This is a genomic window from Thalassomonas sp. RHCl1 (assembly GCF_947387555.1).
In the GTDB taxonomy this organism is placed as follows: Bacteria; Pseudomonadota; Gammaproteobacteria; order Enterobacterales; family Alteromonadaceae; genus Thalassomonas.
The window spans coordinates 237,924-263,157 of the sequence record NZ_CANDNZ010000003.1; the positions used below are offsets into that span (position 1 = coordinate 237,924).

24 protein-coding genes are annotated in these 25,234 nt (G+C 44.7%); 14 read left to right on the top strand and 10 right to left on the bottom strand.

From position 1 onward, the window contains the following. Positions 1–103: 103 nt before the first annotated feature. Entirely contained in the window at positions 104–1,099 is a 996-nt protein-coding gene (locus QL234_RS11445) for a prolyl oligopeptidase family serine peptidase (protein WP_281557970.1), read from the bottom strand. 614 nt (positions 1,100–1,713) lie between these two features. Here QL234_RS11445 and QL234_RS11450 point away from each other — a divergent pair. Further along, a complete protein-coding gene (locus tag QL234_RS11450; RefSeq protein ID WP_281557971.1) occupies positions 1,714–2,640 on the top strand; it encodes an ABC transporter ATP-binding protein in 927 nt (308 codons plus the stop codon). Then, positions 2,637–3,398 (top strand): ABC transporter permease, encoded by a 762-nt coding sequence (locus tag QL234_RS11455; RefSeq protein ID WP_281557972.1) that lies wholly within the window; start codon positions 2,637–2,639, stop codon positions 3,396–3,398. The genes QL234_RS11450 and QL234_RS11455 overlap by 4 nt, the downstream gene beginning before the upstream one ends. 76 nt (positions 3,399–3,474) lie before the next feature. On the opposite strand, the gene QL234_RS11460 is transcribed toward QL234_RS11455, so the two are convergent. From QL234_RS11460 to QL234_RS11470, 3 genes are all read right to left on the bottom strand, one after another. Beyond that, positions 3,475–3,996 (bottom strand): YbaK/EbsC family protein, encoded by a 522-nt coding sequence (locus QL234_RS11460; protein ID WP_281557973.1) that lies wholly within the window; start codon positions 3,994–3,996, stop codon positions 3,475–3,477. Between the two features lie 185 nt (positions 3,997–4,181). Beyond that, complete coding sequence (locus QL234_RS11465) at positions 4,182–5,447, bottom strand: NADH:flavin oxidoreductase/NADH oxidase family protein (RefSeq protein WP_281557974.1); 1,266 nt, start codon at positions 5,445–5,447, stop codon at positions 4,182–4,184. A 44-nt stretch (positions 5,448–5,491) separates the two neighbouring features. After that, positions 5,492–6,124 (bottom strand): TetR/AcrR family transcriptional regulator, encoded by a 633-nt coding sequence (locus QL234_RS11470; protein ID WP_281557975.1) that lies wholly within the window; start codon positions 6,122–6,124, stop codon positions 5,492–5,494. Positions 6,125–6,468: 344 nt separating this feature from the next. On the opposite strand from QL234_RS11470, the gene QL234_RS11475 reads away from it, so the two are divergent. From QL234_RS11475 to QL234_RS11490, 4 genes are all read left to right on the top strand, one after another. Further along, positions 6,469–6,774 carry a hypothetical protein gene (locus tag QL234_RS11475; protein WP_281557976.1) on the top strand — a complete coding sequence of 102 codons (306 nt, stop codon included), beginning with the start codon at positions 6,469–6,471 and terminating at the stop codon, positions 6,772–6,774. A 241-nt stretch (positions 6,775–7,015) separates the two neighbouring features. Next, entirely contained in the window at positions 7,016–7,948 is a 933-nt protein-coding gene (gene glsB, locus QL234_RS11480; protein ID WP_281557977.1) for a glutaminase B, read from the top strand. A 283-nt stretch (positions 7,949–8,231) separates the two neighbouring features. Continuing rightward, the gene (locus QL234_RS11485; RefSeq protein WP_281557978.1) at positions 8,232–8,678 is read left to right on the top strand and encodes a YtoQ family protein; all 447 of its coding nucleotides are present in this window, start codon (positions 8,232–8,234) and stop codon (positions 8,676–8,678) included. A 78-nt stretch (positions 8,679–8,756) separates the two neighbouring features. Next, positions 8,757–9,128: a GNAT family N-acetyltransferase gene (locus tag QL234_RS11490; protein WP_281557979.1), complete on the top strand. Its 372-nt coding sequence runs from the start codon at positions 8,757–8,759 to the stop codon at positions 9,126–9,128. 45 nt (positions 9,129–9,173) lie between these two features. Here QL234_RS11490 and QL234_RS11495 read toward each other — a convergent pair whose 3' ends face one another. From QL234_RS11495 to QL234_RS11505, 3 genes are all read right to left on the bottom strand, one after another. Beyond that, entirely contained in the window at positions 9,174–9,641 is a 468-nt protein-coding gene (locus QL234_RS11495) for a GNAT family N-acetyltransferase (RefSeq protein ID WP_281557980.1), read from the bottom strand. Between the two features lie 155 nt (positions 9,642–9,796). Next, the gene (locus tag QL234_RS11500) at positions 9,797–10,159 is read right to left on the bottom strand and encodes a hypothetical protein (protein WP_281557981.1); all 363 of its coding nucleotides are present in this window, start codon (positions 10,157–10,159) and stop codon (positions 9,797–9,799) included. A gap of 167 nt (positions 10,160–10,326) precedes the next feature. Further along, positions 10,327–11,205 carry a TIGR02285 family protein gene (locus QL234_RS11505; RefSeq protein ID WP_281557982.1) on the bottom strand — a complete coding sequence of 293 codons (879 nt, stop codon included), beginning with the start codon at positions 11,203–11,205 and terminating at the stop codon, positions 10,327–10,329. A 591-nt stretch (positions 11,206–11,796) separates the two neighbouring features. On the opposite strand from QL234_RS11505, the gene QL234_RS11510 reads away from it, so the two are divergent. Then, positions 11,797–12,951 carry an FAD-dependent oxidoreductase gene (locus tag QL234_RS11510; RefSeq protein ID WP_281557983.1) on the top strand — a complete coding sequence of 385 codons (1,155 nt, stop codon included), beginning with the start codon at positions 11,797–11,799 and terminating at the stop codon, positions 12,949–12,951. Between the two features lie 204 nt (positions 12,952–13,155). Here QL234_RS11510 and QL234_RS11515 read toward each other — a convergent pair whose 3' ends face one another. Continuing rightward, positions 13,156–13,734, bottom strand: a complete 579-nt coding sequence (locus tag QL234_RS11515; protein WP_281557984.1) for a hypothetical protein — start codon at positions 13,732–13,734, stop codon at positions 13,156–13,158. 390 nt (positions 13,735–14,124) lie between these two features. Between QL234_RS11515 and QL234_RS11520 the strand changes: the two genes are divergently transcribed. The 3 genes from QL234_RS11520 to QL234_RS11530 all read left to right on the top strand — a co-directional run bounded on the left by QL234_RS11520 (position 14,125) and on the right by QL234_RS11530 (position 17,396). Further along, positions 14,125–14,484: a hypothetical protein gene (locus QL234_RS11520; protein WP_281557985.1), complete on the top strand. Its 360-nt coding sequence runs from the start codon at positions 14,125–14,127 to the stop codon at positions 14,482–14,484. A gap of 31 nt (positions 14,485–14,515) precedes the next feature. Further along, the gene (locus QL234_RS11525) at positions 14,516–16,090 is read left to right on the top strand and encodes a peptidoglycan-binding domain-containing protein (RefSeq protein WP_281557986.1); all 1,575 of its coding nucleotides are present in this window, start codon (positions 14,516–14,518) and stop codon (positions 16,088–16,090) included. Between the two features lie 391 nt (positions 16,091–16,481). Further along, a complete protein-coding gene (locus tag QL234_RS11530) occupies positions 16,482–17,396 on the top strand; it encodes an alpha/beta hydrolase (protein ID WP_281557987.1) in 915 nt (304 codons plus the stop codon). Between the two features lie 86 nt (positions 17,397–17,482). On the opposite strand, the gene QL234_RS11535 is transcribed toward QL234_RS11530, so the two are convergent. After that, complete coding sequence (locus tag QL234_RS11535; protein WP_281557988.1) at positions 17,483–18,595, bottom strand: NF038122 family metalloprotease; 1,113 nt, start codon at positions 18,593–18,595, stop codon at positions 17,483–17,485. A gap of 454 nt (positions 18,596–19,049) precedes the next feature. Between QL234_RS11535 and QL234_RS11540 the strand changes: the two genes are divergently transcribed. The 3 genes from QL234_RS11540 to QL234_RS11550 all read left to right on the top strand — a co-directional run bounded on the left by QL234_RS11540 (position 19,050) and on the right by QL234_RS11550 (position 23,641). Next, positions 19,050–21,278 carry a LodA/GoxA family CTQ-dependent oxidase gene (locus tag QL234_RS11540; RefSeq protein WP_281557989.1) on the top strand — a complete coding sequence of 743 codons (2,229 nt, stop codon included), beginning with the start codon at positions 19,050–19,052 and terminating at the stop codon, positions 21,276–21,278. Further along, positions 21,278–22,363, top strand: a complete 1,086-nt coding sequence (locus QL234_RS11545; RefSeq protein WP_281557990.1) for an FAD-dependent monooxygenase — start codon at positions 21,278–21,280, stop codon at positions 22,361–22,363. Before QL234_RS11540 ends, QL234_RS11545 begins: the two co-directional genes overlap by 1 nt. 138 nt (positions 22,364–22,501) lie before the next feature. Next, positions 22,502–23,641 carry an ABC transporter substrate-binding protein gene (locus QL234_RS11550; protein WP_281557991.1) on the top strand — a complete coding sequence of 380 codons (1,140 nt, stop codon included), beginning with the start codon at positions 22,502–22,504 and terminating at the stop codon, positions 23,639–23,641. A gap of 31 nt (positions 23,642–23,672) precedes the next feature. Here QL234_RS11550 and QL234_RS11555 read toward each other — a convergent pair whose 3' ends face one another. Then, complete coding sequence (locus QL234_RS11555) at positions 23,673–24,017, bottom strand: hypothetical protein (protein ID WP_281557992.1); 345 nt, start codon at positions 24,015–24,017, stop codon at positions 23,673–23,675. A 658-nt stretch (positions 24,018–24,675) separates the two neighbouring features. Between QL234_RS11555 and QL234_RS11560 the strand changes: the two genes are divergently transcribed. Continuing rightward, the gene (locus QL234_RS11560) at positions 24,676–25,218 is read left to right on the top strand and encodes a hypothetical protein (protein WP_281557993.1); all 543 of its coding nucleotides are present in this window, start codon (positions 24,676–24,678) and stop codon (positions 25,216–25,218) included. Positions 25,219–25,234: the final 16 nt, after the last annotated feature.

Genomic DNA, 25,234 nt, shown 5'->3' on the forward strand with positions numbered 1-25,234 from the left:
TTATATCAACATTTCTACCGGGACTGAAAGTTAGTTTGCCTATGTCGACTATGCCTTAACAGCACCCTCTGATTTACTACAGTATGTTAAAAGATTTACCCATCTAACTGGATAAATATTTTTTCAGCCAGGCAGCGACTTCCGCTTTTAATTCAGTTTTATGCTTTCTTAGTCCGTGATTGTCCTCCGGGTAGATTACTAATTTATGCGGATGTTGCTCTTTTTCCAGTATCATCGCCAGAGACTTTGACTGTTCAACATTGACCCTCTTGTCTAGATCGCCGTGGATCAACAGCAGCGGGATTTTTGCCGGCAGCTTGCTTATCCATTTACTCACGGATCTTTGTGTAAGTTCCGCTTGTCTGTTTTCTTTAAATCCCGGGATCCTGCCATGATAGACTTTTTCCATTTGCGGTCGCCATTGCAAGGCCTTTTCGGCGTCACTGTTTCCGGCAATAGCTACTATGGTTTTTAAGGCAGGCATTGACTGAGAGGCAATATAGGATTGCATCGCCCCCCTGCTCCAGCCCACCATGCCTACCTGAGAAGTATCGGCTTCGGGGATTTCTTTGGCAACGTCCAGTAACTTAATCACATCATTAACATCTGCACCGCCAAATTCATCCCGGCCATTGTTATTGATGCGCTTAGCACTGCCGCCGCGATATTGACTACCAATAACAATAAAGCCGTCCATGGCAAGATCAGCAATCAATCCCAGTTTTTTGCCGAAGACCACATAACCAAACGGGCCATTTCCTCCCCGGTTATAAATAACAACGGGAAGCTTTTTATTGCCCGGTTTTTTAGGTTTCAGGTAATACCCTTCGATAAGGTGGCCGTCAACTTTATAGACAAAGTCCTTACATTCGAGGTTATTTTTTAAAGTATCAAATTTTTCCTTGGGAAAGCGTTTTGCAAACATTTCCCGGTTGAATTTTTTCTTCTTTTGGCCAAGCAGGTTCAGCCACTTTTCATGGCTTTTAAAAGGGCCGCTAAAACAAGATTTGGCGCCTTGCATCAGTGAGGTGGTTTCGGCATTTACTTGGGGAATAAGTAACAAGAATATTGAACAACAAATGATGTTGTAAAGCTTCATGGTTGAGTCCTTCAGGTCATGAGAATAAGCAATAACCTCTTACTTTACCGTAAGAAACATTGTTAAATCAAATTGCTAGCATGAGGGAGTCAGTTAGCGTTTTACAGGTTATGGGTAAGCCTGAGTTTGTCTCGTTAAGTAAATTATTAAAAGATAAAAAAGGCCAGCTGAAAAGCGGGAGGAGGCTATTTTTCCTCGATAACCCCCGGGCGATCAGTTATAACACAGTGAAAGAGAAGGTTGGCGATTGGGTCTTTGTCTTTAACCGAAGAAAATGACAATTTTATTCCGAGTCACACCTATTGCAGTCCTAATGAATGGGCAGGGAAATGGTCGGCAGGATCAGCCAGTTAATCAAAAAGCATACGTCAACCAAAAGCTGGCGCTCCCACTTTGTTGTCTATCTGAACGGCAAAACTTGCGCACTTTGCTTGAATGAAATGAATAGACTCTATAATTGAGCATGACCGGGAGAAATATCCCCGGGTTATTTTACATCGGGATTAAGTAACTCTTAGCAGAGAAAATAAAAGGCAGTTTCATCATTTTGCTGGCTATTCACAGGGTAAATCGTATAAATTAGCAGTTATCTATTTGAAAATATGAGTGAAATTTTGCAACCTATCATTCAAGTTACCAAACTGAATAAGATTTATAAAGGCGGGTTTCAGGCACTGGATAATATTAGCCTGACAATCGAACAGGCAGAGATCCTGGCGCTGCTCGGCCCCAACGGCGCAGGGAAAACCACTTTGATCAGCACCATCTGCGGCATTATCGATCCAAGCTCAGGCACTATTACCGTGGACGGAAAAGACATTATCTCCGGCTACCGCCATACCCGGGAAATGATCGGCCTGGTACCGCAAGAGCTGACCACAGACGCTTTTGAAACCGTCTGGGATACTGTCTCTTTTAGCCGCGGATTGTTCGGTAAAAAACCTGATCCCGGATATATAGAGAAAGTCCTCAAGGACTTGTCTTTGTGGGAGAAAAAAGACAATAAAATGATGGAATTGTCCGGCGGCATGAAACGCCGGGTATTGATTGCCAAAGCCCTGTCCCATGAGCCGCGCATTTTATTTCTGGATGAGCCCACTGCAGGTGTCGATGTTGAATTGCGCCAGGACATGTGGCAGTTAGTTAAACAATTGCGCGAAAACGGCGTCACCATCATATTAACCACGCATTATATTGAAGAAGCCGAGGCTATTGCCGATCGCATCGGGGTTATTAAAAACGGCCAGCTTATTCTGGTGGAAGAAAAAAGTACCCTGATGGCTAAACTGGGTAAAAAACAATTGTTGCTGGAATTAAAGCAAGCGTTGACAGAGCTGCCGCCGGAGCTGGAGACTTTTGAACTTTGCCTTAAGGAGGACGGCAGGCACCTGGTTTATACCTATGATGCCACCCGGGAGCACACAGGTATTGCATCACTGATGCAACACTTGTCACAGGCGGGAATTCAATTTAAAGATTTAAAAACCGATCAAAGCTCGCTGGAAGACATCTTTGTCTCGCTTGTGAAGGAGTCCATATGAACCGTTACGCCGTTGCCGCCATCTACAAATTCGAGATGGCCCGTATGAAACGCACCATTTTTCAAAGTATCCTGTCGCCGGTTATTTCCACCTCGCTATATTTTATCGTGTTCGGCTCGGCGATAGGCTCGCGTATCACAGAAATTGACGGGGTCAGTTATGGCGCCTTTATCGTGCCTGGCTTGATCATGTTATCCCTGTTAACCCAGAGCATCGCCAACGCCTCTTTTGGTATCTACTTTCCCAAGTTTACCGGCACCATTTATGAATTGTTGTCCGCCCCGGTTTCTTATTTTGAAGTTTTGCTCGGTTATGTCGGTGCTGCCGCTACTAAGTCTATCCTGCTGAGCTTCCTTATTTTGGCCACCGCAGGTTTGTTTGTACCATTGGAAATCGCCCACCCTTGGTGGATGCTGCTGTTTCTGTTTATGACCGCAATAAGTTTTTGTCTGTTTGGCTTTATTATCGGGATTTGGGCGGATAATTTTGAAAAGTTACAGATCATTCCCTTACTGGTGATCACGCCGCTGGTGTTTCTTGGCGGCACCTTTTATTCGGTGAATATGCTGCCGCCGTTCTGGCAAACCGTGACTATGTTTAACCCGGTGTTTTATTTGATCAGCGGTTTTCGCTGGAGTTTTAATGAAATTGCCGATGTCAGCGTGATGATCAGCCTGGCAGTGATCAGCGGCTTTTTGGCCCTGTGCCTGTTAACCGTGTGGTGGATCTTTAAAACCGGTTACCATATCAAGCAATAGCCCAAAACGACCGGGTGCTTTACCAGGTATTGGCAAAATAACTGGTAAAGCAGACAAGTAACTTATTCCGCTACTTTTATATCGACCAATCCCTACCGGTTCTTTCCCAAATTCTCGGAGCGCCAAGATTCGCTCCCCTGATATTACCGTGCGACATTTTTGCCACTAAATTGGCATAATCATGATGTTCAAATTTCAGTAAATTTTGATGGTCACCAGACTCGATATAAACGTCTTCAGCCGCTAATAAACTGTCATCAACCAGCATTTTCATATGGTAAGGATTGCCCATTGCCGGTATAGCGCCTACCGTACAATCCGGGAATAATTCCAGCAATTTCTCTTCACTGACCAACTTATAATGCTGGCCGGTGATATTATTAACTTCGGTTAAAGACAGGCGGCTATTTGCCGGCAGGGAAGCCATCAGGTAATCCCCGTTATCACTTTCTAATATCACCGCCTTACTCACTTGCTTGGCGGGGAGATGGGCTGCCCGGGATGAATCTAATGCGGTTACTGTGGTGCGGTGCTTGATAAAGTCATAGTGGGTGTTGTTTTTATCCAAATATTCCTTCAGCGTGATTGCAATGGCCATGATTGCCTCCTAAAAAAGAACAGGATACACGCTAAGCTTAGCAGGAAGATCACCTTTCAAGCACTATAACAGCGCAGTAAAAAGCAAACTTTTTCAGAACATTTAAAAGGCACTTTTATTTAAAAAATCACCTCAGCCAAAGTGGCGGCTAAGGCGATTAAAATTAAGGCTTTTCCGTTGGCACCTTATGCCCTGCGTTTTCTAAAGGAGTAGATACCGGCGCCGAGCAGTACTTTAAAAAAGGTTTTCCACTCGCTTAAATTGGCTTTGGGCTGTTTACCTTTGGCCATGCGGGCCAGTTGTTGTTCATACCAGGTGATATTCAGCATCGCCATACTGTCAACCGCTTTAACCCCTGTGGTCAGTATTTTTAACTCTTGCTTATGTTCCTGGTTATTCAGTAACTTATTCGGAAAGTCCGGGTCGACGGCCGTGGTGCGGGCAAGACCGATAAAATCGGTCGCCCCGGTATCCAAGGCTCCCTGCATGGCCGCTGCCGAACGGAAACCGCCGGTCAGTACCAGCGGGGTATCCACCAGGTGCCTGACTTTTTCAATGTAATCGAGGAAATAGGCTTCGCGTTTTAAGGTAGAAGCTTTGACCTTATGCCCCATCATCGACGGGCTTTCATAGGTGCCGCCGGAAATTTCAATCAGATCGATACCGGCTGCGCTTAAGGATTTGACCACTTCCATTGAGTCTTCTTCACTGAAACTGCCATCCATAAAATCGGCGGAGTTTAATTTGATGCCCACCGGGAAATCCTGTCCTACTTTGTCACGTATCCCCTGATATACCGCAAGTACAAAGCGCATACGGTTTTCCAGGCTGCCGCCCCATTTGTCCTGGCGCTGGTTATGCCTTGAAGACAAGAACTGGCTCACCAGATAACCATGGGCACCATGAATCTGCACCCCGGTAAAGCCGGCTTCTTTGGCCAGGCCTGCGCTTAAGGCAAATTTTTCAATAATCTGCAAAATTTCACTTTCGTTTAATGCCCGGGGTTTATTAAAACCTTTTTCCAGGCCTCGTGCTAAAGCGATCGCTGAAGGAGCCACCGGCTCCTTACTGATAAAATTGGGAATTTGTTTGCCGGGGTGATTAAGTTGCGCCCAAATTTGGCTATCATTATTTTTGCCGGCACTGGCCCAGGTTTTAAATAAGGTTAAATCTGACTTCTCATCGAGTACAACGTTTTTCGGCTCCCCCAACGCTGTGCGGTCAATCATGATATTGCCGGTAATGGACAGGCCAATACCGCCATCGGCCCAACGGCTATATAAGGTTGTCAGACCGGAAGTGGGATTATGCTCCCGAGTGCCTAACTGTTCGCTCATCGCCGACTTAAACAGGCGGTTTTTAATGCGCTGACCGCTTTTAAGGATAAAAGGGCTGGCAAGCGTTAATGTATTTGGTTGCTTGGTTTTTTCTTCGGCGACAGAGGGTTGCATCTTTTTTCCTTGTAAAGTCAGTTTGATAAAATAAGCCTTGAGCATTAAACCTGAAGATCAGGTTTTGTCTTTAAGGCATTGCCACATAAGGTGTCCAGCAATACATCCATGCACAGCTGTGCCTCTTGCTTATCTTTAATCACCTTGGTTCTCAATAACGCCCCTTGCCAGGCAGACCAGTAAAGTTGTGCCAACTGACTTGCGGGGATATCACGGCGTATTTCCAGGCTTTGTTGGCCTTGTGCAAATAAACTGGTGATAACTGCCAGGCAATCGTCCACCGCCTGATTCAAAGCCTGTTGACATAAGCGGTTATCAGCATCTATATCGGCTGAAATCGTGGCAATTAAGCAGCTGGTTTGAAATTCGGAATCGGCAAATTTTTGCAAGCTTAAATGATTAATGGCTTTCAATTTATCCAGCGGTGTTAAGGCCTTCGCCTGATGTTGAAAATAATCTGCTAACCGGGCCAGCAAATCGTCACTGTAATGCTTGATCAGTTCTGCGACAAAGGCCTCTTTACTGGCAAAAAAATTATAAAAGGATCCCTTAGGCACTTTAACTTCATCAAGGATCTGCTTTATTCCGGTACCGTGATAACCATAGATAGACAGCTGGTTGATACCAGCCGTTATTAAGGCTTCCCGGGTTGATTCACTGCGTCTTGGTCTTGGCATTGAGTTAGTATATGACCGGTCGTCTTGGAATGAAAGACTTTTTCACTGAAACAGGATGCTTTCTCAGTAAAATAGCCTCTATCCCTGTCTTTTATGGTATGTGTGATATTGGGAGATATATTTAGTTTTTGGCTGCCCAAGCTTATTGTCTGCCTACATTCGCTATCGAAGCTGTAATGCTTATACTCGTAATATAAGTTATTCAAGCGGGGCAAAATACAGCTGCTTTTTCGCTTCGCGAAATATTGTAGCCAACTATAGTATTGCTTCTTAACCGGGCATAAAAACTCAGTAGAAATTTATACCCGCAGAGTCAATTTAAAATATTATAAGGACATGAAACTATGACTTTAAATGACCTACTCAATGAAAAAATTTACGTTCAGATCCAATACATAGATACAGATAAGTCTACAGTTCTGCACGAGAATAAATTTAATGGCCGCGTGTTAAAAGTTGATCCGCAAGGGGGGATCACCATACAGCCTGAAGAGGACAAAAGTACTGTTACCGTGATCCCGCCATCTACAGAGGCATGTTGGCGTGATGAAAATAATATGCTTCATGTAAATTGGCTGGTCTATAGGCTACAAGAAGTGAGAACAGAAGGTGAGCATGAGTGGTGGGACTGGCAACCCAAAAGATTATGATAATTTCTGACGACTCCTGTCTTTATCAAACCATGTTTTGAATATTACTTTGAGACTTGACCGTTAAATACGCAGTTTTGCTACCTTAGTCAGTGTGCTTACGATATCGGTAAATCAAGTTCATTTGCTAATACATGCCAGGTATCTATCTAATTTAGATAGGTATATTTTTATCGCTATACGACTCATTTATATTGTGCATAATAGGCAGCTCTTAAGCAGTAAAATACCAAACGATTAAATGAAAAAAAACACGATTGATTTACAAGAAAAGCTGCAGGAGTTATTGCTTGCACAGCGCGATAACTTTCTCCAAGGCAAAGTGGCAGACTATATACCTGCACTGGCTAGCGTAAAACCTGACTTAATGGGTATATCAGTGGCAACCATTGATGGCCAGGTTTTTGGTGCGGGCGATTATCAACATCCTTTTTCAATCCAGAGTATTTCAAAAGTGTTTGGTTTGGTCATGGCCATGAACCGGATCGGGGATTCCATATGGCAAAGAGTCAGAATGGAGCCTTCTGGCCAGCCGTTTAACTCTATCATTCAACTGGAATGGGAAAAAGGGATCCCACGAAACCCGGTGATAAATGCCGGCGCCATACTGGTATCAGATATCTTAACAAGTCATTTTTCGGCAAGTAAACTCGCCTTTTTATCTTTTGTTAGAAAGCTGGCGGAGAATGACAATATATACGTAGATAACCAGGTTTATCTGTCAGAATTGAAGCATGGTAACCTTAATGCAGCATTAGCCTATTTAATGAAGAGCTTTGGCAATATAGAAGCTGAAGTACCAGATGTATTAAGTCACTATTTTACCCAATGTTCAATATCCATGAACTGCGAGCAATTGGCAAAAAGTTTACTTTTTTTAGCCAACAAAGGCATAGATCCCCGAACAAAAGATACCATCTGTACTGTACGAAACGCACATAAGGTGAATGCTATATTATCTACCAGCGGTATGTATGATCAGTCGGGAGAGTTTGCCTTTTCTGTAGGTTTGCCTGCCAAAAGTGGTGTCGGTGGAGGCGTTATTGCTATTGTGCCGGGTTATGGTGTTATTTGTACCTGGAGCCCGCCGTTAAACGATTATGGGAATTCAGTTGTCGGCATGAACCTGATGGCTGATATTACAGAAGAGTTGGGTTTATCAATCTACTATTGATTTTACTCGCAATTTCAAAATGTGTATTGATAAGTGAAACGGCCTACTATCATGAAATTCTGCAATACCTGCTTTGGTATCTAAATACTCCGTTTAGAGGCCGTTTTTACATGCGATAACATGTTGCCAATGTGCATTTCCAGACAGAAACGAGCGCTGACACCATCAGTTTTGTAAAAGCAAAACATGTCCGTATAATAGCTGGCGTTTGGCTTGTCCGAATAAAGAAAACGATAAACTGCAAACATAATAAAGTGCTTACTTAGAAAAACAGGAAATAAAGATGGAATGGAAAGTGTACCTCTCAGGTGAAATACATACCGACTGGAGACAACAATTAATCCAGGGGTGTCAGGCGAACAACTTGCCGGTGAAATTCACTTCCGCGGTGACAGATCATGAGGCGAGCGACAGTGCCGGCGATTTGCTGGGCGCTGAACAAAGCAACTTCTGGCGCGATCATAAGTCGGCAAAAGTGAATAATATCAGAACCAAGACCCTGATTGAGCAATGCGATATTGCCGTGGTGCGCTTTGGCAATAAATACAAACAATGGAATGCCGCCTTTGATGCCGGTTATTGCGCCGCCCTGGGCAAGCCCTATATCACTTTACATGATGAAGATATTATACACCCGCTCAAGGAAGTGGATGCCTCGGCCATGGCCTGGGCACAAACACCGGAGCAGGTTATCGAAATGTTGAAATATGTTGTCAGCAACGAGTTCTAACCGCCAACAATGAAAGTAGGCTTTCGCCCGGCAAAGGATGCAGATCTGGACTTTCTCCTTGATTTAAGGAGAAAGACCATGGACAGCTATTTACAAAATACCGGTGGGGCCATAGATGAACAGTCTCACCTGGCGCGCATTTTATACCGCTTTGACGCAGCTAATCTGATACTGATAAATAATAAAGCAGCGGGTTTGCTCAAATATTATCGCGATAAATCTTGCTGGGTGATTGTTCAGGTACAACTGGCGCCAGAGCATCAGGGCAAAGGCCTGGGGGCGAAAATACTCAATAATCTTTTAGCACAGGCTACCAGGGAGGGTAAAGCTGTTACCCTCAGTGTGCTTAAAGGGAACCCGGCTATTCATTTATACCGCAGGTTAGGTTTTGTCGTGGCGTCAGAAAGCGATAGTGAATATAGCCTGTGTTTCACCCCAAAAATTAACTAAAGCACAACCTGTTGATCGCTAATTTAAGAAATATGCCATTTCAACTCAAAGCGGTTTGATCATATGCAGAGTTTCAGCTTCAAACCCCAGATTTTGATAAAAACCTCGCGCCTTGTCATTATTGGCAAAAACTTCCAGATGCAACAAACGATAACCCTGCTCTTTAGCCCAAGCTTCTGCAGCCTGCATCAACAACTGCCCAACCCCCATGCCCTGTGCTGCTGGCGCAACCGCTAATAAAGGGACTGTGCCGCAGGTTTCATCCGATATGCTGTCCTTATGGGCACGGGCATGGACAAAGCCGAGTGGTATCTCGTTTTTTTCTGCAATCAAGGTTGCCCGGGGGATTGATGTTTGCTCAAGCATTTCAGTGATGTAATCGTCCTGCATTTTTTGAACGATACTGTTGGTATGCCAAGTTAAAGCCGCTACTTCAGCCAAGCGCGGAGAAAGTTCGAAAATAAAAGCCCGATCTGTCTCCAGCGCGTTTCGTATCGTAATATTGTCTGTCATATAAACCTTTTAATTGCATTGGCTATAAATTCAATTCACAAATATTACGAACCCTTTTCCTGAAGCACAATAGTTATATTATGTTGGAGTTAGCTAAAAGTTCTTTTTCAAAATTAACTTTAGTTAGGCAATGCCCATGCTAATGGCACACGCTATTACAGCGAGAAATTTATAGTGGCTGGTTTAAGTGATTTCTTTACAATGAATACCTGATACCTGATACCTGATACCTGATACCTGATACCTGGTAAGAAGCGGCGGTTCAGATCCGTTACCCCATAAGGCAAGAAAACCACCTCCTGGCGAAAGGTTTGGCCTATCATGTTTTCGTCGCTCACATTGAGCATTTGAAATTGGAGTTGTAGCTGGTCATTCAGGTTGTAATTTTTTGAAAAATCAAGCTGGCCAAAGTCGTCGATATAACTAGGCTCACTGAAGTCAGCCGAGGTTTCTGCCAGGTAGCATTCACGCCAGATATATGAGAGCTTGGCATCGAGTTTGCCGTCGTCATAATACAATGAAGCATTATGGCTTGAGGAGGATAAACCGGAGCTGCGGACATCGTGTTCAATGCCAAAATCGGCATTACTGTCGGTTTTGGTGGAATTAATAAGAAAGCCGAAATCTTGCAGTATGCCTTCAGGCGCAAAACTAAAGGGCTGCTGATATAAAAATTCAAAACTTTTTACTGGTGTTTTGTTGTGGTTTTATCAATAAAGTAAAATTCCCGGTAAAACCGTCGAAGAATTGCTTTCTCTTCTTCACCGTACCAGTACAAGCGTGAATGTAAAAAAGAGGGAGACAGGCTTTCTTCAATCAAAATTTTATTTATTTTCGTTATCAGCTTTTTTCCCCATTCGTTCTTCGGGCAGGCAATATAAACCGGAATATAGCTGCTGGCTGCTTCCTCATCGATTAAATACGTTAAAAACTTATCGCTTACAGCGGCCTGCCTTGCTCTATAGGAGAACACAACCGGATACTGAATGATCACATCCAGCCTGTTGTTCAGTAGTAAAGTGATCAGCACATCATAATTATTGTTAATCAAAACATTAGGCTGATTTTTGTTTTGATTGACAATATGGTTAATCGTTTGGGTATAGCTATCTTCACTGACGCCGATTCTTAATGAATTGATTTTAAATAAAGCTTTTAAGCTGAGACTTTTGCCTTTAGGTAACAGATCCGCTTTGCTGGCACGGATGATAATGCGATGGGGAAGTACAATGCTGTTGAGCAGGGAGAGTTGAAAATTCTCTTGATTCTCAGTTTTTTTTATCGTGGAAGGATGGCAAATTTTTTTACCTGCACTCAGGAGTTTTTGAGCCCTGATGGTATTCATTTTTAATCGATAATGCTTGTACTCAGGAAGGCCGCTGGCAAGTTTGCTGATAAGTTGGTCATAGATCCCCTGACCTTTGTTTTCAGCATCAAGAATATAAAAGGGAGGCCAGTCAATGGTTCGCCAGGTGATCTTATCTGTTGCCTTGCTCTCTTGGGCAATAGATTGCAAGCACACAAAAAGATTACAGAGGAATAAAGCAAATAAACTTTTATACATGCCTCTTATTGTGACCTTTTTGCTCGGTTTTAGACAATAAAGAGATATTCCGCTATCCATCATCTGCAGCTATGGAAATAAGGCCGCAGTGAATGAATAAACTTTCTCGCTTTAACAAAAATAACTTAATTCAAAGCTAAGTTCAGATAATTTGTTTATTATCGGCACAAAGTCGGTAAATACCTCGCCTTTTGTTAAGAATATAGTGGTGATAGGCTGTTTTTGCCAAAATAGCCGTGGTTACTCACTTCCCCACTAAGTCAAAGCTAAAAGAGGCAATATTATAATGATATTTAACCAGTAAGAGCCAAACCCTCTTTAAAACCTGTGTATTGCGGTGAATTTAATCTTTAGTTTTTTCACTGAATAAAGATTTTTGAGATGCTATTGGAAGGCCGCATCATTTGCCATAAAATTGATGATGAGTGACGCTATCATTACTGTTGCCACCATAAGGTGGGTCAACCATTAATAAAATAGCTTACCTTCATGCTCCTGAGTTGATTCAGGATATAGAAAGAGCAGTACGTCCGACTTGATATGCGAAGTCAGGCGAAAGTAAATATCTGGAATATTGGCTAGGAAATCATAATGAAAATATTAATTGTCGGAGCAGGTATTGCCGGTTTGTCAATGGCGCGCCTGCTGCAAAAGCAAGGGCTGGATTTTACCATCATAGAGAAAAAGCCTGCCGCCAGTACCGTCGGTGCAGGTATCGCCCTGCCTTTTAATGCTTTAAGGGCGCTAAAAGAAATCGGGGTTTATGATGAGGTTATGGCTCATGCTCACCAGGTACGGGAAATCCACTATACCACGGCGCAAGGTAAACTGCTGGCACAGGCCGATTTAACCGCCCCTCCTTTTGCGCAGGACAAGTTTATCGCCCTGAAAAGAAAGCAGTTACAAGATGTCCTGCTGTCCGGACTGGAAGATAAAATCCGTTATGCCACTGAGCTGACCGCAGTAGATAACCAGATACATGGGGTCAAGGTTAACAGTAATAACGGCGACATTGATGGCCGTTATGATCTGGTCATTGCCGCAGACGGTATCAACTCAGGGCTTAGAGCTGAACAATATCCGAACAGACATACCCTTTACCGCCATAAATTACCCGGTTGGCGTTTTGTGATTAAGGTGGAGCAGCACCAGCTTCAGCCGCTTTATATGTTGGGCAAGAGCGACTTGTTTATGGCTTATCCGTTAAGTGAAGACGAGTTGTACTGCTACGCCCATATTCATGAAGACAATGATTCACATCCGCTAAGCGGCGACGCAAAAAAAGATCTGAGAGCTATCTTTTGTACTTATGGCGGCCCGGTAGGCAAGATTTTACAGGCCCTGGACGATGTTGAAGTGATCTGCGGCGAATTAAAATCGGTCGACCAGGCCCGCTATTATAAAGATCGTATCGTTTTTATCGGTGATGCCGCCAATGCCTGTTCGCCGCTATTACAACAGGGGGCCGCCGCCGCATTTGAAGATGCTATCTGCCTGGTAGAGTCCCTCATCAAAGACGAAAACATCGGCCCGGCATTGGAACAATATAAGCAGGCGCGCCGGACACGGATAGAATGGATCATTAATTATTCAGATAAGCCTTTGGCCAGCATAAAAAAAATGGAGAAGGCGCTGCCGCGTTTTATCCGAAATACCCTGATCCGCTTGCTGGGGCCTTTCAATGTCTTCGGTTGGAAAAAGCTTGCCACACAGGCCAAGCTGGCCAATAAAAGAAAGTTGGACTAGCTAAATCAGCTGTAATTGCTTATACACAGGCAGTGCCTTTAGATCTTGGCTGCGATTTTAATGCAAATGCCGCGATGATCTCTGGAGAAGCCTTTACAGCAAGGCAATGTGTCTGTTTACTTTTTTGATACGCTCTACTCTTGCGTATATTTTTGCGTGATTGCTCAGCTTTGTCTGCTCCTTATTACCTGAGCGTAATAATACCTAAGGCGGAAGGTCCTTTTGGAAGGCCGGGCTCCCATTCTCATAAACGGTATCATTGAGCGGGTTCCACCACCCCGTATTCCCCGGAGCACCTTCCACCGGGGAATGTTTAACTCCCAGCTTAGTCAGTAGATTATGGCAATGTTTACAACAAGGCGCATTTGCAGCTATATATACCTCACCACAAGTATTTTTCAATTCAGTTTGACAGGCGCTATAGTCCGGATTTTTATCTCCTTTGGCAGTATTAAGTTTTTCAATAATCCTGTGCTTAAAAAGTAATGCTGCCAAAGTGATCATTTCCGCATGATACCCGGTCCATTGGGTCACATTGCAAATAGTTGTTTGGATACATTCAGGGCTTCTGCCGTCAATAATACTATCGTACCCTGGTATCTCCTTTATTTTAAATGGGCCTTTTTGTGTTGCTCCTATGAGCTGTTTAGGGAAGTGACTGGCCCAGCATAGCGCTGAGGTCGGTGCTTGTTTCCCTCCTGCTCCTCGTTTTCCTATTTGTTCCATCAAAATTTGTTGTAATTCTCTTAAATATTCATCTGTTTCATCTGTTTCATCGGCCATGACTTATCTACCTTTGTTATCTAATAGTGGCTAATATCCGGTATCTTTCAAGCTATAAAACTATATTGAAAATATAGTTACAAAATAACGGTATTCCAGTGCATTAAATAAATGCATTCTGCAATGAGAGCCGCCTCCGGCATAACCTTTGAATTAATTGTAAGTTGCTTGTGTTTACTGGCAAGACTTCAACCGGGCACCTGAGACTGCTACAGCGAAATAACCTTTTAATCAGGAATTTCGGGTACTGGATAAAAGTGTTTATTAGAAAAATAAAGGTTAGTTTGTCATTACTTGCAGGCCATTACTGGCTCAATGTTATTGCAATCGCACCACATAGATCGTAAGTTATTGACCAGGCAGGATAACTATAAGAAAAGGAGCCCCCTAATGCCAAAAAGCAGTGAAAAAGGCCTACAAACCCTGATGGATAAAATTGTTGACGGTGTGCAAGACTTTACCACCACGACCGTTAATTCTTATACCGGCGACATCCGCGGTATGCTCAAAGATGACGCCAGCGGAAAAATTGATTTTAAAAAGCTGTTTGAAGAGTCGGACAAAAAAGACAGCAGCATTAAGCTGGTGATGAGTTCGGAATACAGTTTAGACGGCGACGCCAATTTGTACCGGGACTCCTCAGAAGAGCTACGCCCGGACATTAAAGCCGCCCATGATGAAGCGGTGCAAACCGCCCGGGAGATGAAAGCCGATTTATTCAAGTTAATCTTTGAAGCAATCAAGAAATAACAGCCAGCCGCAGATAACTTAACTTCAGCCCATGTCAGATACTCTGGATATCCGCTTTGCCGTAGAGCAATCCCTGAACATTGATAAGCTTACCAGCTACCAATCCTGTATCCGCAGTGCGGTAGACCAGGGGGTTTTACTCGACACGCCGGGATTTTCCGGGACGCCTAAAGATAAAAAAGCCCTGTCACCGCAATTTCGTCCCTTGCTGTGTACCCGCCTTTACCGCCTGGGTTATCTGGATGAAGAAGACACAGATGACATCAGCAATGGCAAACTGGTCAAGGCCATTAAACAGCTGCAAAAAGAAGCGGGGTTAAAAACTGACGGCTGGATCGGCGAAGTCACCTGGCAGGCATTACAGCAGCTGTTTACTTTCGAAGAGCCAACCGAGCTGGAAAAATGGTACCGGGCCGGGCAGCCCTCGCTGTTTTTAAGACGGGCGGTGAACCTGAGGTTGATGGTCCTTGGTATCAGTCGCCGGCGCTCACAGGCTGATAATGATGATTTTTCAAAAGATCTGGCTAAATTCGGGCAAATACTGAGCCACCTGGGCATAACAGTCGACAAGACAAATGAACAAACCTTCTTATTAGACTATTTGTTTGATATTGACTGCCAAACCAGGCACATCGGCTCCTTATCCCCCGAATATATCCGGGCAATTGCGAAAAAGTACCAGCAGGTAAACAACCAGTCGATGTTGTCCTATTTTGGCGGTTTATTACGGGCTGAGCTCTGGTTAAGTGGCTATAAGGATGCAGCATTAAGCAGCCGTATTCTTAAGAGAAAACAGCATCATATGTCCAGTAAAAGGCATATCTGGTTCACCAGTGGCCTTAACGATGCCATTAAAGTTTTCTGGAAAGATCTTGAGCAAAAAGGGCTCAGCACTCTTGATTTTAATGAAAAAAAGAGTGATATCGAGCGCTTTATTTATAGCATGCGCTTTCTCGCTCAGGGAGTCGAAGCGGTTAACACCCAGAGCATAAGTAAAGAACAAATCACCCAGGAACTCAGAGAAAAATCCAATGATCAGCAATACAGCCAGCATATTAGCGAGCAATGGCAGTCGGTGGGCTGGTTCAGCTGGGTTTTTGACGGCCTGAAACGCATCTGGCATGCCATTAAAAACCTGTTAAGCGATGTTCTGGAAACGGCCAAATATCTTATCCGCGGCATGAAGCAGGTGATCAGCAATGGCCTGTTTTATCTGCAACGGGCATTTTACGTGCTTGAACAGGGGCTGGAATTTCTGCTGTGTAAAACCGTGCCCGGCTCAAATGAACAGCTGCATATGCAGCGGGATCGGGATTTTGATTATAAGGTGTTTATCGGCGAACAGGTGACCCGTGAGGACATTTCATTGTTTTCCCGTATCGTGGCCCATAAACGCCTGATGACACGCGCTGCCCTGCGGGTTTTTGAAATTATCAGCAAAGCGATGGAAATGGCATTATCGCTGTTTCAGCTCAGTAATCCGGTTGGCTGGTGGAAGTTGATCCAGTCGCTGATCAATATCAATGAGCTTTTTGATGAACAAGACAAGCATATTCTCAGCCAGGCGTTTGCTCCCGATTTACAGTTACTCCTTCCCTCATCCTGATAACCTGTTTTTATTATAAAAAAGTGTTGCGGTGAATCAGTGCGCCTCTGTTATTGCTACTGCATACAACAATTTCCTCAAGAGATACCGGGCTACGGAAAAATCCAATGTAAAGATTTGTATAATTTTATGCCCCGCATTTTTACATAACATGCCTGCTATAACCTAAAACGAAGAGCTATATTAGCCCCAGTTAAGACTGTCCGCTTGAAAACGGGACTAGCAGTCCTTGGCATCTTCGTTCAACGATACTACTAGGTAAACCTCAACGTTTTTTATTTGGCATGGGTTATAGAATCCGGGTAAAAATAACGGAGTGTTTTGCAAAGCTGAACTCCCAAAAATAGAAAGCGTAAATTAACAAACTCAGTTAAGCGCAAGGAGACAATAGATGTACACAAAATTATTACTTGGATTATTGGCCGTTACTATGAGTTGGTCAGCTCTTGCAAAAACCACCTTAAATACCTATCCCCTTCCTTCCGGCATTAAAGTCTTGGCTGACCTTGCCTATGGCCGGGATGCAAAGCACACTTTAGATGTTTATATTCCTGCCGACGCAAAAGATGTCCCGGTAATCTTCATGGTGCATGGTGGTGCGTGGCAAGGAGGCGATAAGGCGATTAAATCAGAAGTTGAAAACAAGATAGCTCACTGGGTGACAAGAGGTTTTATCCTGGTTTCTACCAACTATCGTACCCTGCCGCAAGTCGGGCCGGTTGAACAAACCAAAGATATAGCCGCGGCTTTATTTTTTGCTCAAGAAAGGGCATATAAATGGGGAGGTTCTGCGGAGAAGTTCCTATTGATGGGCCATTCATCAGGAGCGCACTTGGTGTCTCTGGTATCAGCTAATTACCATACTATCATCGGAGATGGCATCATGCCCTGGTTAGGCACGATTTCACTGGATATTTCCGGCTACGACATAGTGAAAAAGGTAATTGGTCCAAACCCTTCTGAATTTTATAAGAAAAAGTTTGGTGAGAATCCTGATTATTTGAAAAAGGCATCCCCCTTTTATGCCCTTACCGACAAAATTCCTCCATTTCTGGCAATATGCTCACGGCGAAGTGATGATGCCTGTACTCAAGCTGAAAATTTCATTGGAAAAGCCAAAAACCTTGGTACCTATGCAGAATTGCTACCTGTAGATTTATCTCATGGAGAAATCAATTCAGAACTTGGCAAAGACTCTTGCTATACCAAGGATGTTGATGATTTCCTTAAAAAACTAAGTTCAGGCATAGCGTCAATGCTAACGAGCCAAACCACCCTGATACAGAAAAACTGCGCCGGTGCTTGAAACGTTATTCTCAGATGAAAGATAGCTAAAGAGACAACATTGTTGCTTGCTCTTTAGCTATTTATGAATGGCATTAAAGGGAAGGTTTAGTGATTCATCGACGCTTTTTTACGGCGCCCAAGTAGCAGGCCAACACCGGCCAGGCCAAATAAAGCAACAGATGCCGGTTCAGGTACCTGCGAAGTTGATGCTAAATCCCAGCCCATAACATCAAAGGCTAAAATATCCAGGGTAGAGACTTGTTGATATTCACCAAATCCCGTGGTGGGATCCATAGTGCCCAGGCCAAGATGATCTTTCCAGTGGCTTGCCTGGCGGCCATCGCCGCCAAAAGAGCCGGATGAAAACTGGGCAAGCGAGGTTTGCCCGCCATCAATGGAAAAATAACTGTCGGCGCCCGGCCGAAAATCTAATACCCCGTCGCCGGCCGCCAGGCTTTCATCGGAATAGCGAAATAAATCCAGGGTATTGATGATGGCATAATTGTCTAAATCCAGCGGAGATGCCTGGCCATTATACCAGTAGTCATAGGTATCAACACCGCTGGTGAAACCGAGCGCATGCCCTATTTCATGAATGGCAACCCCGACAAAGTCCATTTTGTCGCTGTCGATGCCGTCGGAAGGATCAAAATCAAAAGCAAAGGCATTGCTAAAGGTGATTGACGCATCCGAGTCCAAGAACGCCGTGCCCCAGGAGTTGGCGGAAAACCCCAATGCCTTAGCATTGGCCTGCGTCAGTGCCAGGGCATAATTATCGGCGGAGCCATCGTTATCCAGGCCGGGGGATGCGGTATCGGCTTCTTGATCTAAAAAACTAATCGCACAAACGCCAATGCTTTGATCATCACAGCCTAGATGATTAACCGCAGAGGCATCCGCCGCCGAAGTGGCGTCATTGGCCATGCTTTGTATGATATCGTCATACAGAAATACCGCCCGGTTAGAGCCGGTAGAGCCGATAACATTAGGGGCTAAGGCGGCAAAGCCGATATCCAGGTTGATGGTGACATCATCAACAAAAGTTGACGACCAAAAATTGGCCGCCTGACGAAAGCCGGCCAGGGCCTGCTGTCCCTGGGCATCGGCAAAGTCAGAGTCGTTATAGGTTAATTCGATAGTGGTTGCAAAAGCAGTTGAAATGTTAATACTCGCAGCAAGGATCACTGCTGCAATGGCAGACATTTTATTGATATACATGCGAATTCCTTTTAATTTTATTATTTTTTTATTGGTTTATTGCAAACCAAGGCCTGTGACATCACGGACAATTTTCCTGCCGTACACTTAGATAAATAAAGTTAATAGAAGTGAAATAATCAAGGGAAGAGATGACATTCAAGATAATAAAAAGACAATTTTATGTAAAATCAAGACAAAGGGAGTATGCCGCTATCATTACCTTAACGCATCACCTGCTGTTTTAAACTTTCTTTTTCTGCTTTGCGCTCATGAAAGATACCAAGCCTGCCCGGGTGTAATAACGGGTAATATTTTTAAATTCCCCAAATGGTATGCTAATTGACCAGATCTGATGGTAACGACCGGGGGAATATCTTTTGTTTATTATCAGCTTTACTACTATAGCGAAGACCATGGCAGCTAAGTTGCCATTGCCGTTAACCGATAATTACATAGCGTAAAGGAAGACGAGATGACTAAGCTAGCAAGACATTATTATATATATCCTGCCATTGGTATCGCCCGTGTCGGCAATAGTGAAAGCGAATATTTAATCTCCCCGGAAGTGATCAACCAGCAACTTGACGCCGATCAGGATTACAAAGATAAAGCAGGCAAGGTTAAACGTCAGGCGGCAAAGTTTCGTATCTATGCCCTGGATGAAAACGGCAAGGTATTGGAAGAGATGGTCTGCAGTGACAAGGTGCAGATAGAGTGGAGTGTGCACCTGGCAAACCGCAAGGCCATTAATTATCAATTTAATAACGCCATGGATGTCGACGACCTGCCTTTAGATGACAAACAACTGGCCAAGGCATTAGCAAAGTTACCCGATGAGTTGAAAAATTTATTCACCGAGCCCGGCAACCTGGCCATGGATTGCAACTTACGCAACCCTGACATCGTTGATCTTGAAAAACGCAAACAGCTGCTGTTACTGGATCCGGGCAAGCGCAAAATTGCCGGTAAATCCCGTCACCAGGGCAATGCCGGGAAAAAAGAGAACTTTACCTTTGACAGCGCCAAGTTTTATCAAGGTACCCGCCACCAGCAAGATGTTTATTTAGGTGAACTGCAAACCGATGAGCAGGGACGTTTGCTGGTCTTGGGGGGCCGCGGAAAATCCGCCAGTTTTGACGGCCAGCCTGCGGTAACCTTTGCCAACAATAACGGCTGGCATGATGATGTCGCCGACGGTACGGTCCGGGCCAAAATCATTATCGACGGTGAAAAATTTACTGCTGAGCCGGCCATGGTGGCGGTAACCCCTCCCAACTTTGCTCCCGGTATTGAGGGCACGGTCACCTTATTGGATGTGGTACAAGACCTGTTCGAAAAACAAGGTTTGCTCGAACCAATAAAAAATGTCTCTTTCTACCGTGATATCTACCCGATATTTAAAAGCCTGGTGGATAACCAGGCAGTTAATGCCGGTTTTTATTTTCTTTTCGGGGAAAATGCCCCGGGGAACTTCACCAGCGGGCAACTACTGGAAAAAATATCAGATAACAGCAGTGCTAACCGGGAATTACGGCAATACCTGTTTGACCAGTTCAGGCCATCGGTGACTGCGGCTAAGGTGAAACGCATTAAGGCGCTTGCCGATATTTACCAACAGCACCAAGCGAAGCATTCCGCTTTATCCCTGCAGGTAGGAGAGATTGCCCGCCAGGCGATATCCGCCAGCCAGGAAGCGATAGAAGCCGATCAACTGCCGCCCTTTTATGGCGATGCCTATGCCGATTATACCGATAACCCGCTGGCAAACCTCAGCCTGACCGATCGGCAATATCAAGCATTAAAGTGCTGGTCTGAAGGTTATTTTAACTGTGATGTTCCTGAACCGCCTATAAAGTGTCTTGAGCAGTTGCCACTGCAACAACAACCCCAGGCATTAACTCAGGGCCATCTAGCTCAATGTCTGGGAGGCCCCTTTCATCCGGGCATAGAGCTGACCTGGTTTTTGCGCCGCATCAGCATGTGGAATACAAAAGATCCCCTGGATAAGATGCGTTTAAACATCTTGGCAAAAGATCAGCCGGTGCAGGATTATTTTGGCCCGGTATTAACGCCGGCTGTTGCCCTGGCCCAAATGTTTAATGCCAGCGGCCCCGGTACTCTAACGCGTTTTATGGGCGTGCCATGGCAAACGGATGAGGGCAGCTGTCGTTCGGGGCAAGATTACGATCCCGCTTATTATTTACCTTTAGCCAGTTTTTGGTCGGCCCGGGTGCCGAACCAGGTATTAAGCGAGCGCAGTTTTGCTCGCCTTAGTGATAAAAACTTACCGCCGCTGCAGCGGCTGAAACACCTGGATTATCGCCAGGACTGGCTGCGTTTTTTTAACTCAACCGTATATCAAACCCAGATCAATGGCATGGTCAGCGACTGGAGTAAAATCGGCATCGTGAAAGAGAAAAAACTGGATCCGCCGTTAAAGATTGAAAACTACGAATTAAGCTCACTCTGGGTGGAGTCGGAAGTTAATAAAAAATTCACTGTGAACGACCCAAGCTATCGCCAGCTGTTGCATATGGAAAACCTGGCCAATGCAAGCGGTGAAGTAACCCCGCCGGATCAGAATAAAACTTATCTTGAAAACTTGCGTGAACTTGAGCGGAACGACTGTGACTTTGCCGACAACGCAGAGCCGAAACGGCCAACCTTTACCCGTCAGCAGTTGTTCGGTGAAAAAGATTGATGCCCTTATACGACGCCATCATAGTCGGTGCCGGGGTCGCAGGTATGGCGGCGGCCTCTGCCCTGGCCAAACAGGGACTGCGCATTGCCATTATCGACAAGGGCTCACCGGATGTGCTTAAACCCGGGGAATGCCTGATGGCAGATGCCCTTAAGATCATGAAGCGCCTGGGGTTAAGTGAAGACTTTATCGCGGCGAACCACAGATCATTACAGGCTTATCACGTGAACTGGGGCCAGCAAAGCAGCTATCAGCGTCATCTGCTGACCAGTCCTATGGGGGCCGGCTGGATAGTCAACCGCCAGCACTTTGATGGCATGCTGTTAAAGCACTGTCAGCAACAACAGGTAGAGATGTTTTGGCAAAACTCGCTGCAAGCTATAGCAAGAGATAACAGCGGTTACTGGCAACTACAGCTGAAAAATCCCGAAAAATTATGTCTCAGTGCCAGGTTTGTGCTTGATGCCAGCGGCCGCGCCCGGGCATTTACCCGGCATTTGGGCATCAATAGCCAGCGGCTGGATAAAATGGTCGCCACCAGCTGTCATATTCACAGCGTCAGTGAGTTATCGGCCGCCACCGCCACGATTGCCAGCGATTATCAGGGCTGGTGGTACTATGCAAAATATTCCGATACCCGGGGCTGTTTATGCTATTTCTCCGATGGTGATTTGCCTTTGCCCGACGGCCCGAAAACCTTATTAGCGCAGGCAAATAAACAGAATTTATTGGTGCCGTTGTTAGCCGACGCCAGACCCATGACATCAACCTTTAAACGCAGCGCCGCTTATTCATCCGCTTTGCAAAGCTGTGTTGGGGAAAACTGGCTGGCTTTGGGTGATGCCGCCGCCAGTTTTGATCCCCTGTCCTCTTACGGTATGACTTCGGCCCTGTCCGGCGCCTTTTATGCCAGCCAGGCGCTGAAACGCTATTTCAATCACCAGCCGCAATATCTGCAAACTTACCAACAGCTGATGCAGAAAAACTTTCTTGCCTATCTGGAGAAACGTTACCAGCAATATGAGCAGGTTGCCGGTTATAACAGTCCTTTTTGGCAACGCCGCCAACAAGGTGCTGCGGCCTGATCAGATATCATCCAGGCATAAAGCTGTATGTTGTTTCGCCGGAACTTGTGGCCAGCATTCGCTTTCCTGCCATAGATCTTGTATATATTAAAACTAATCGTCTTAATTATTCGCCTGTTAGGTCATGCTTTAGTCAATATGCAAGAAACCAGCAGTCTATTATCCCCGGTTCAATTGATAAGCACAGCTTGCTTATTGCTTGCCTCGTTTAGTTTATCGTCGACAGAAATTAAGCTGGGCATGTCTACGGCCCTGAGCGGACCGACAAAAAACCTCGGCCTGCAGGTAAGGCAAGGAGCCGAAGTTTATTTCAAACAATATAATCAAAGCGAGAAAGGACGAAAGAACCCTATCACCCTGATCAGCTACGATGACGGTTATGAGCCCCGCAATACTGTGATAAATACGATCAAACTGATAGAGGATGATAAGGTTTTTGCCCTTTTCGGTTATGTTGGCACCCCTACATCAAAAGCCATTATGCCCTTGCTGGAAGAGCACAAGATCATCTATTTTTCCCCCTATACCGGCGCCGACTTTCTCAGATCGCCAATTAAGAAAAATATCTTTAATATCAGGGCCAGCTATTACACCGAAGCCGAAACCCAGGTGGAATATTTTATCGACCAGTTGAATTTATCCAAAGCCGCGTTATTTATCCAGGCAGATGCCTTTGGCCTGGCCGCGAGTAAAGGTTATAAAAATGCCTTAAGTGCCAGGGGGATCACCGCCATAGAACAGCTCAGGTACAAGCGTAATACCTCAAATATTGCACTCGCCACCGAGCGTCTTAAACAACTGAATCCCGAGGTTATTTTTTGTGTCGGTACTTATGAACCTATCGCGAAGTTAATCAATGATTTAAGAGCCGCTAACATCGACAGTCATATCGTTATGTTATCTTTTGTCGGCGCACAGTCGTTAATCAAGCGACTTAAGTACTTTAATAACGTTTATGTAACCCTGGTGATGCAGGATCCCCATGATTCACAGTTGCCTATTGTCAAAGACTATAGAAAAGCCATGATGGGGCAAACCTTAAGCCATGAGTCGCTGGAAGGTTATGTCGATGCCGCGGTCTTTGCAGCCATAGTGAGCAGTATCAAGGGGGAAATCACCCATAACTCTTTTATCAGGTACGCCGAGCAGCTAAGAATGGATCTTGGCGGGCTGCCGATATATTTTTCAGAGTATGATCATCAGGGACTCAACAAAGCCTATTTAAATCAAATAACATCAGCAGGGCTAAAACCCGTAAGTGATAAATCAGCGAAATAAGACGTTAAACCGCTTAGTCTTGCTGTCAGTATTACTGATTTCGGCTTTTACTTTGGCAGTCGAGTAAAATATAGGGGGTTAACTGGCGTCGGTGCAAACCAAAAAATTTAAGCTCAATCTGAAAAACAGAAACCAGGGTGATCTTATTGTTGTTATCGAACTGGATAACGACGGTTTCAACCCCCTTACTTACCTGAACGGATTGGCTTTCATCATCAATAAGCACTTTGGCCTGATAACTTGCTGCACGTTTGATAATCACAGTCCGGCTGTCATCACAGGCTATTTTTCCGGCATATAATTCCAGTTCTTGCCATTTGTTATAACAGCCAATTAATGGCGCCGATAAAATGAAAATTAACAGGTATTTATACATATTACTTTGCCCAAGCGTTTTAGCCGGACAATTTACAGGTTTTAAGCAATTTGTTTATTCTTGTTAGCCTAGTCATGAATATGCAAAATTAACATGATTTTTATGAAAATTTTCTCGCTTTAAACTTACGGCTAATACCACAGACAAGTAAATAAAGGATAATATAAAGCCAGATTAGCGGCGTGGATATCCAGCCGACTACAGCAATGAATCGGTTTATCAGGCACGGCTGCTCACCTTTGGCGCCCAGCGATTTTTCTATTTTCAATGCGCTCATCAATGTTACCCCGACAAAATGACTTTATTGATTATGTGCCGCCAATCCGGTTTTTATCTCACCGGTAATCGCCTTTACCGGTAAGGCTCAGGTAAAGTCAGGATAAAACTTCTGATCATGGTGCATATCCAGCGATTAAAAGCTTTGCTGCAATTCCTAAATACACTGGATTGATGATGGCGAGTTGCGCTATTAAAGCGGGGGATTTTTTACCCTGACTCGGGTACTTTTCTGCCGTTTTACATAAAAACCATCACTTCCCGGCCCCACTTATGAAAAAGGAAAGTGTTAAGTATTTAATTATATTGGACTTATACCTTTTTTATGGAATGGCACCCGGTTTGCATTTTCTGCTATATTTTCATCTGCCCGGAGCTCCTTATGGATTGGTTTAAAAGCAAATTTTCAACGACAACGCCCTCTCACAGCTATACACCTCTTGACTCACATACCGCATCAACTGGCAGCGGACAATTTACCTCAGAGCATGGCTCCTATGTCAAGGTGGAAGGGCCGTCAGCAAGTCGCGGCATCGGCAATGACTATACCGGAGCATCAGGCAGCCTGGGCGGTGTAAAAGTCGGCATGCCGATGAACCAGGACACTACTTATGGCGGCGGCATTGGTGTGAAAACCTTCGGAGGCGGTATCGGCCACTCGGAAGATCATCTGGGTGGGCAAACAACTACGGTCGATATCCCTTTTACCCCTCTCTCGGTGTTTAAAACCAGTTATTCCCCGGGAACATCTCCCTGGGCACAAAAATCAGCCATGGAAGATCAAGCCCATACCGACCAACTGAGAAGTGAAGGCATCAAAATGGAGATGGCCGACATCCAAAGGAAACGTAGTTTACTGTCAACTTCCGACTACAACCGCCAGATGAGTTACTTTCAAAGCAAGCTTGATGATACTAAGGGCTGAGCGGCAGACGATCTTG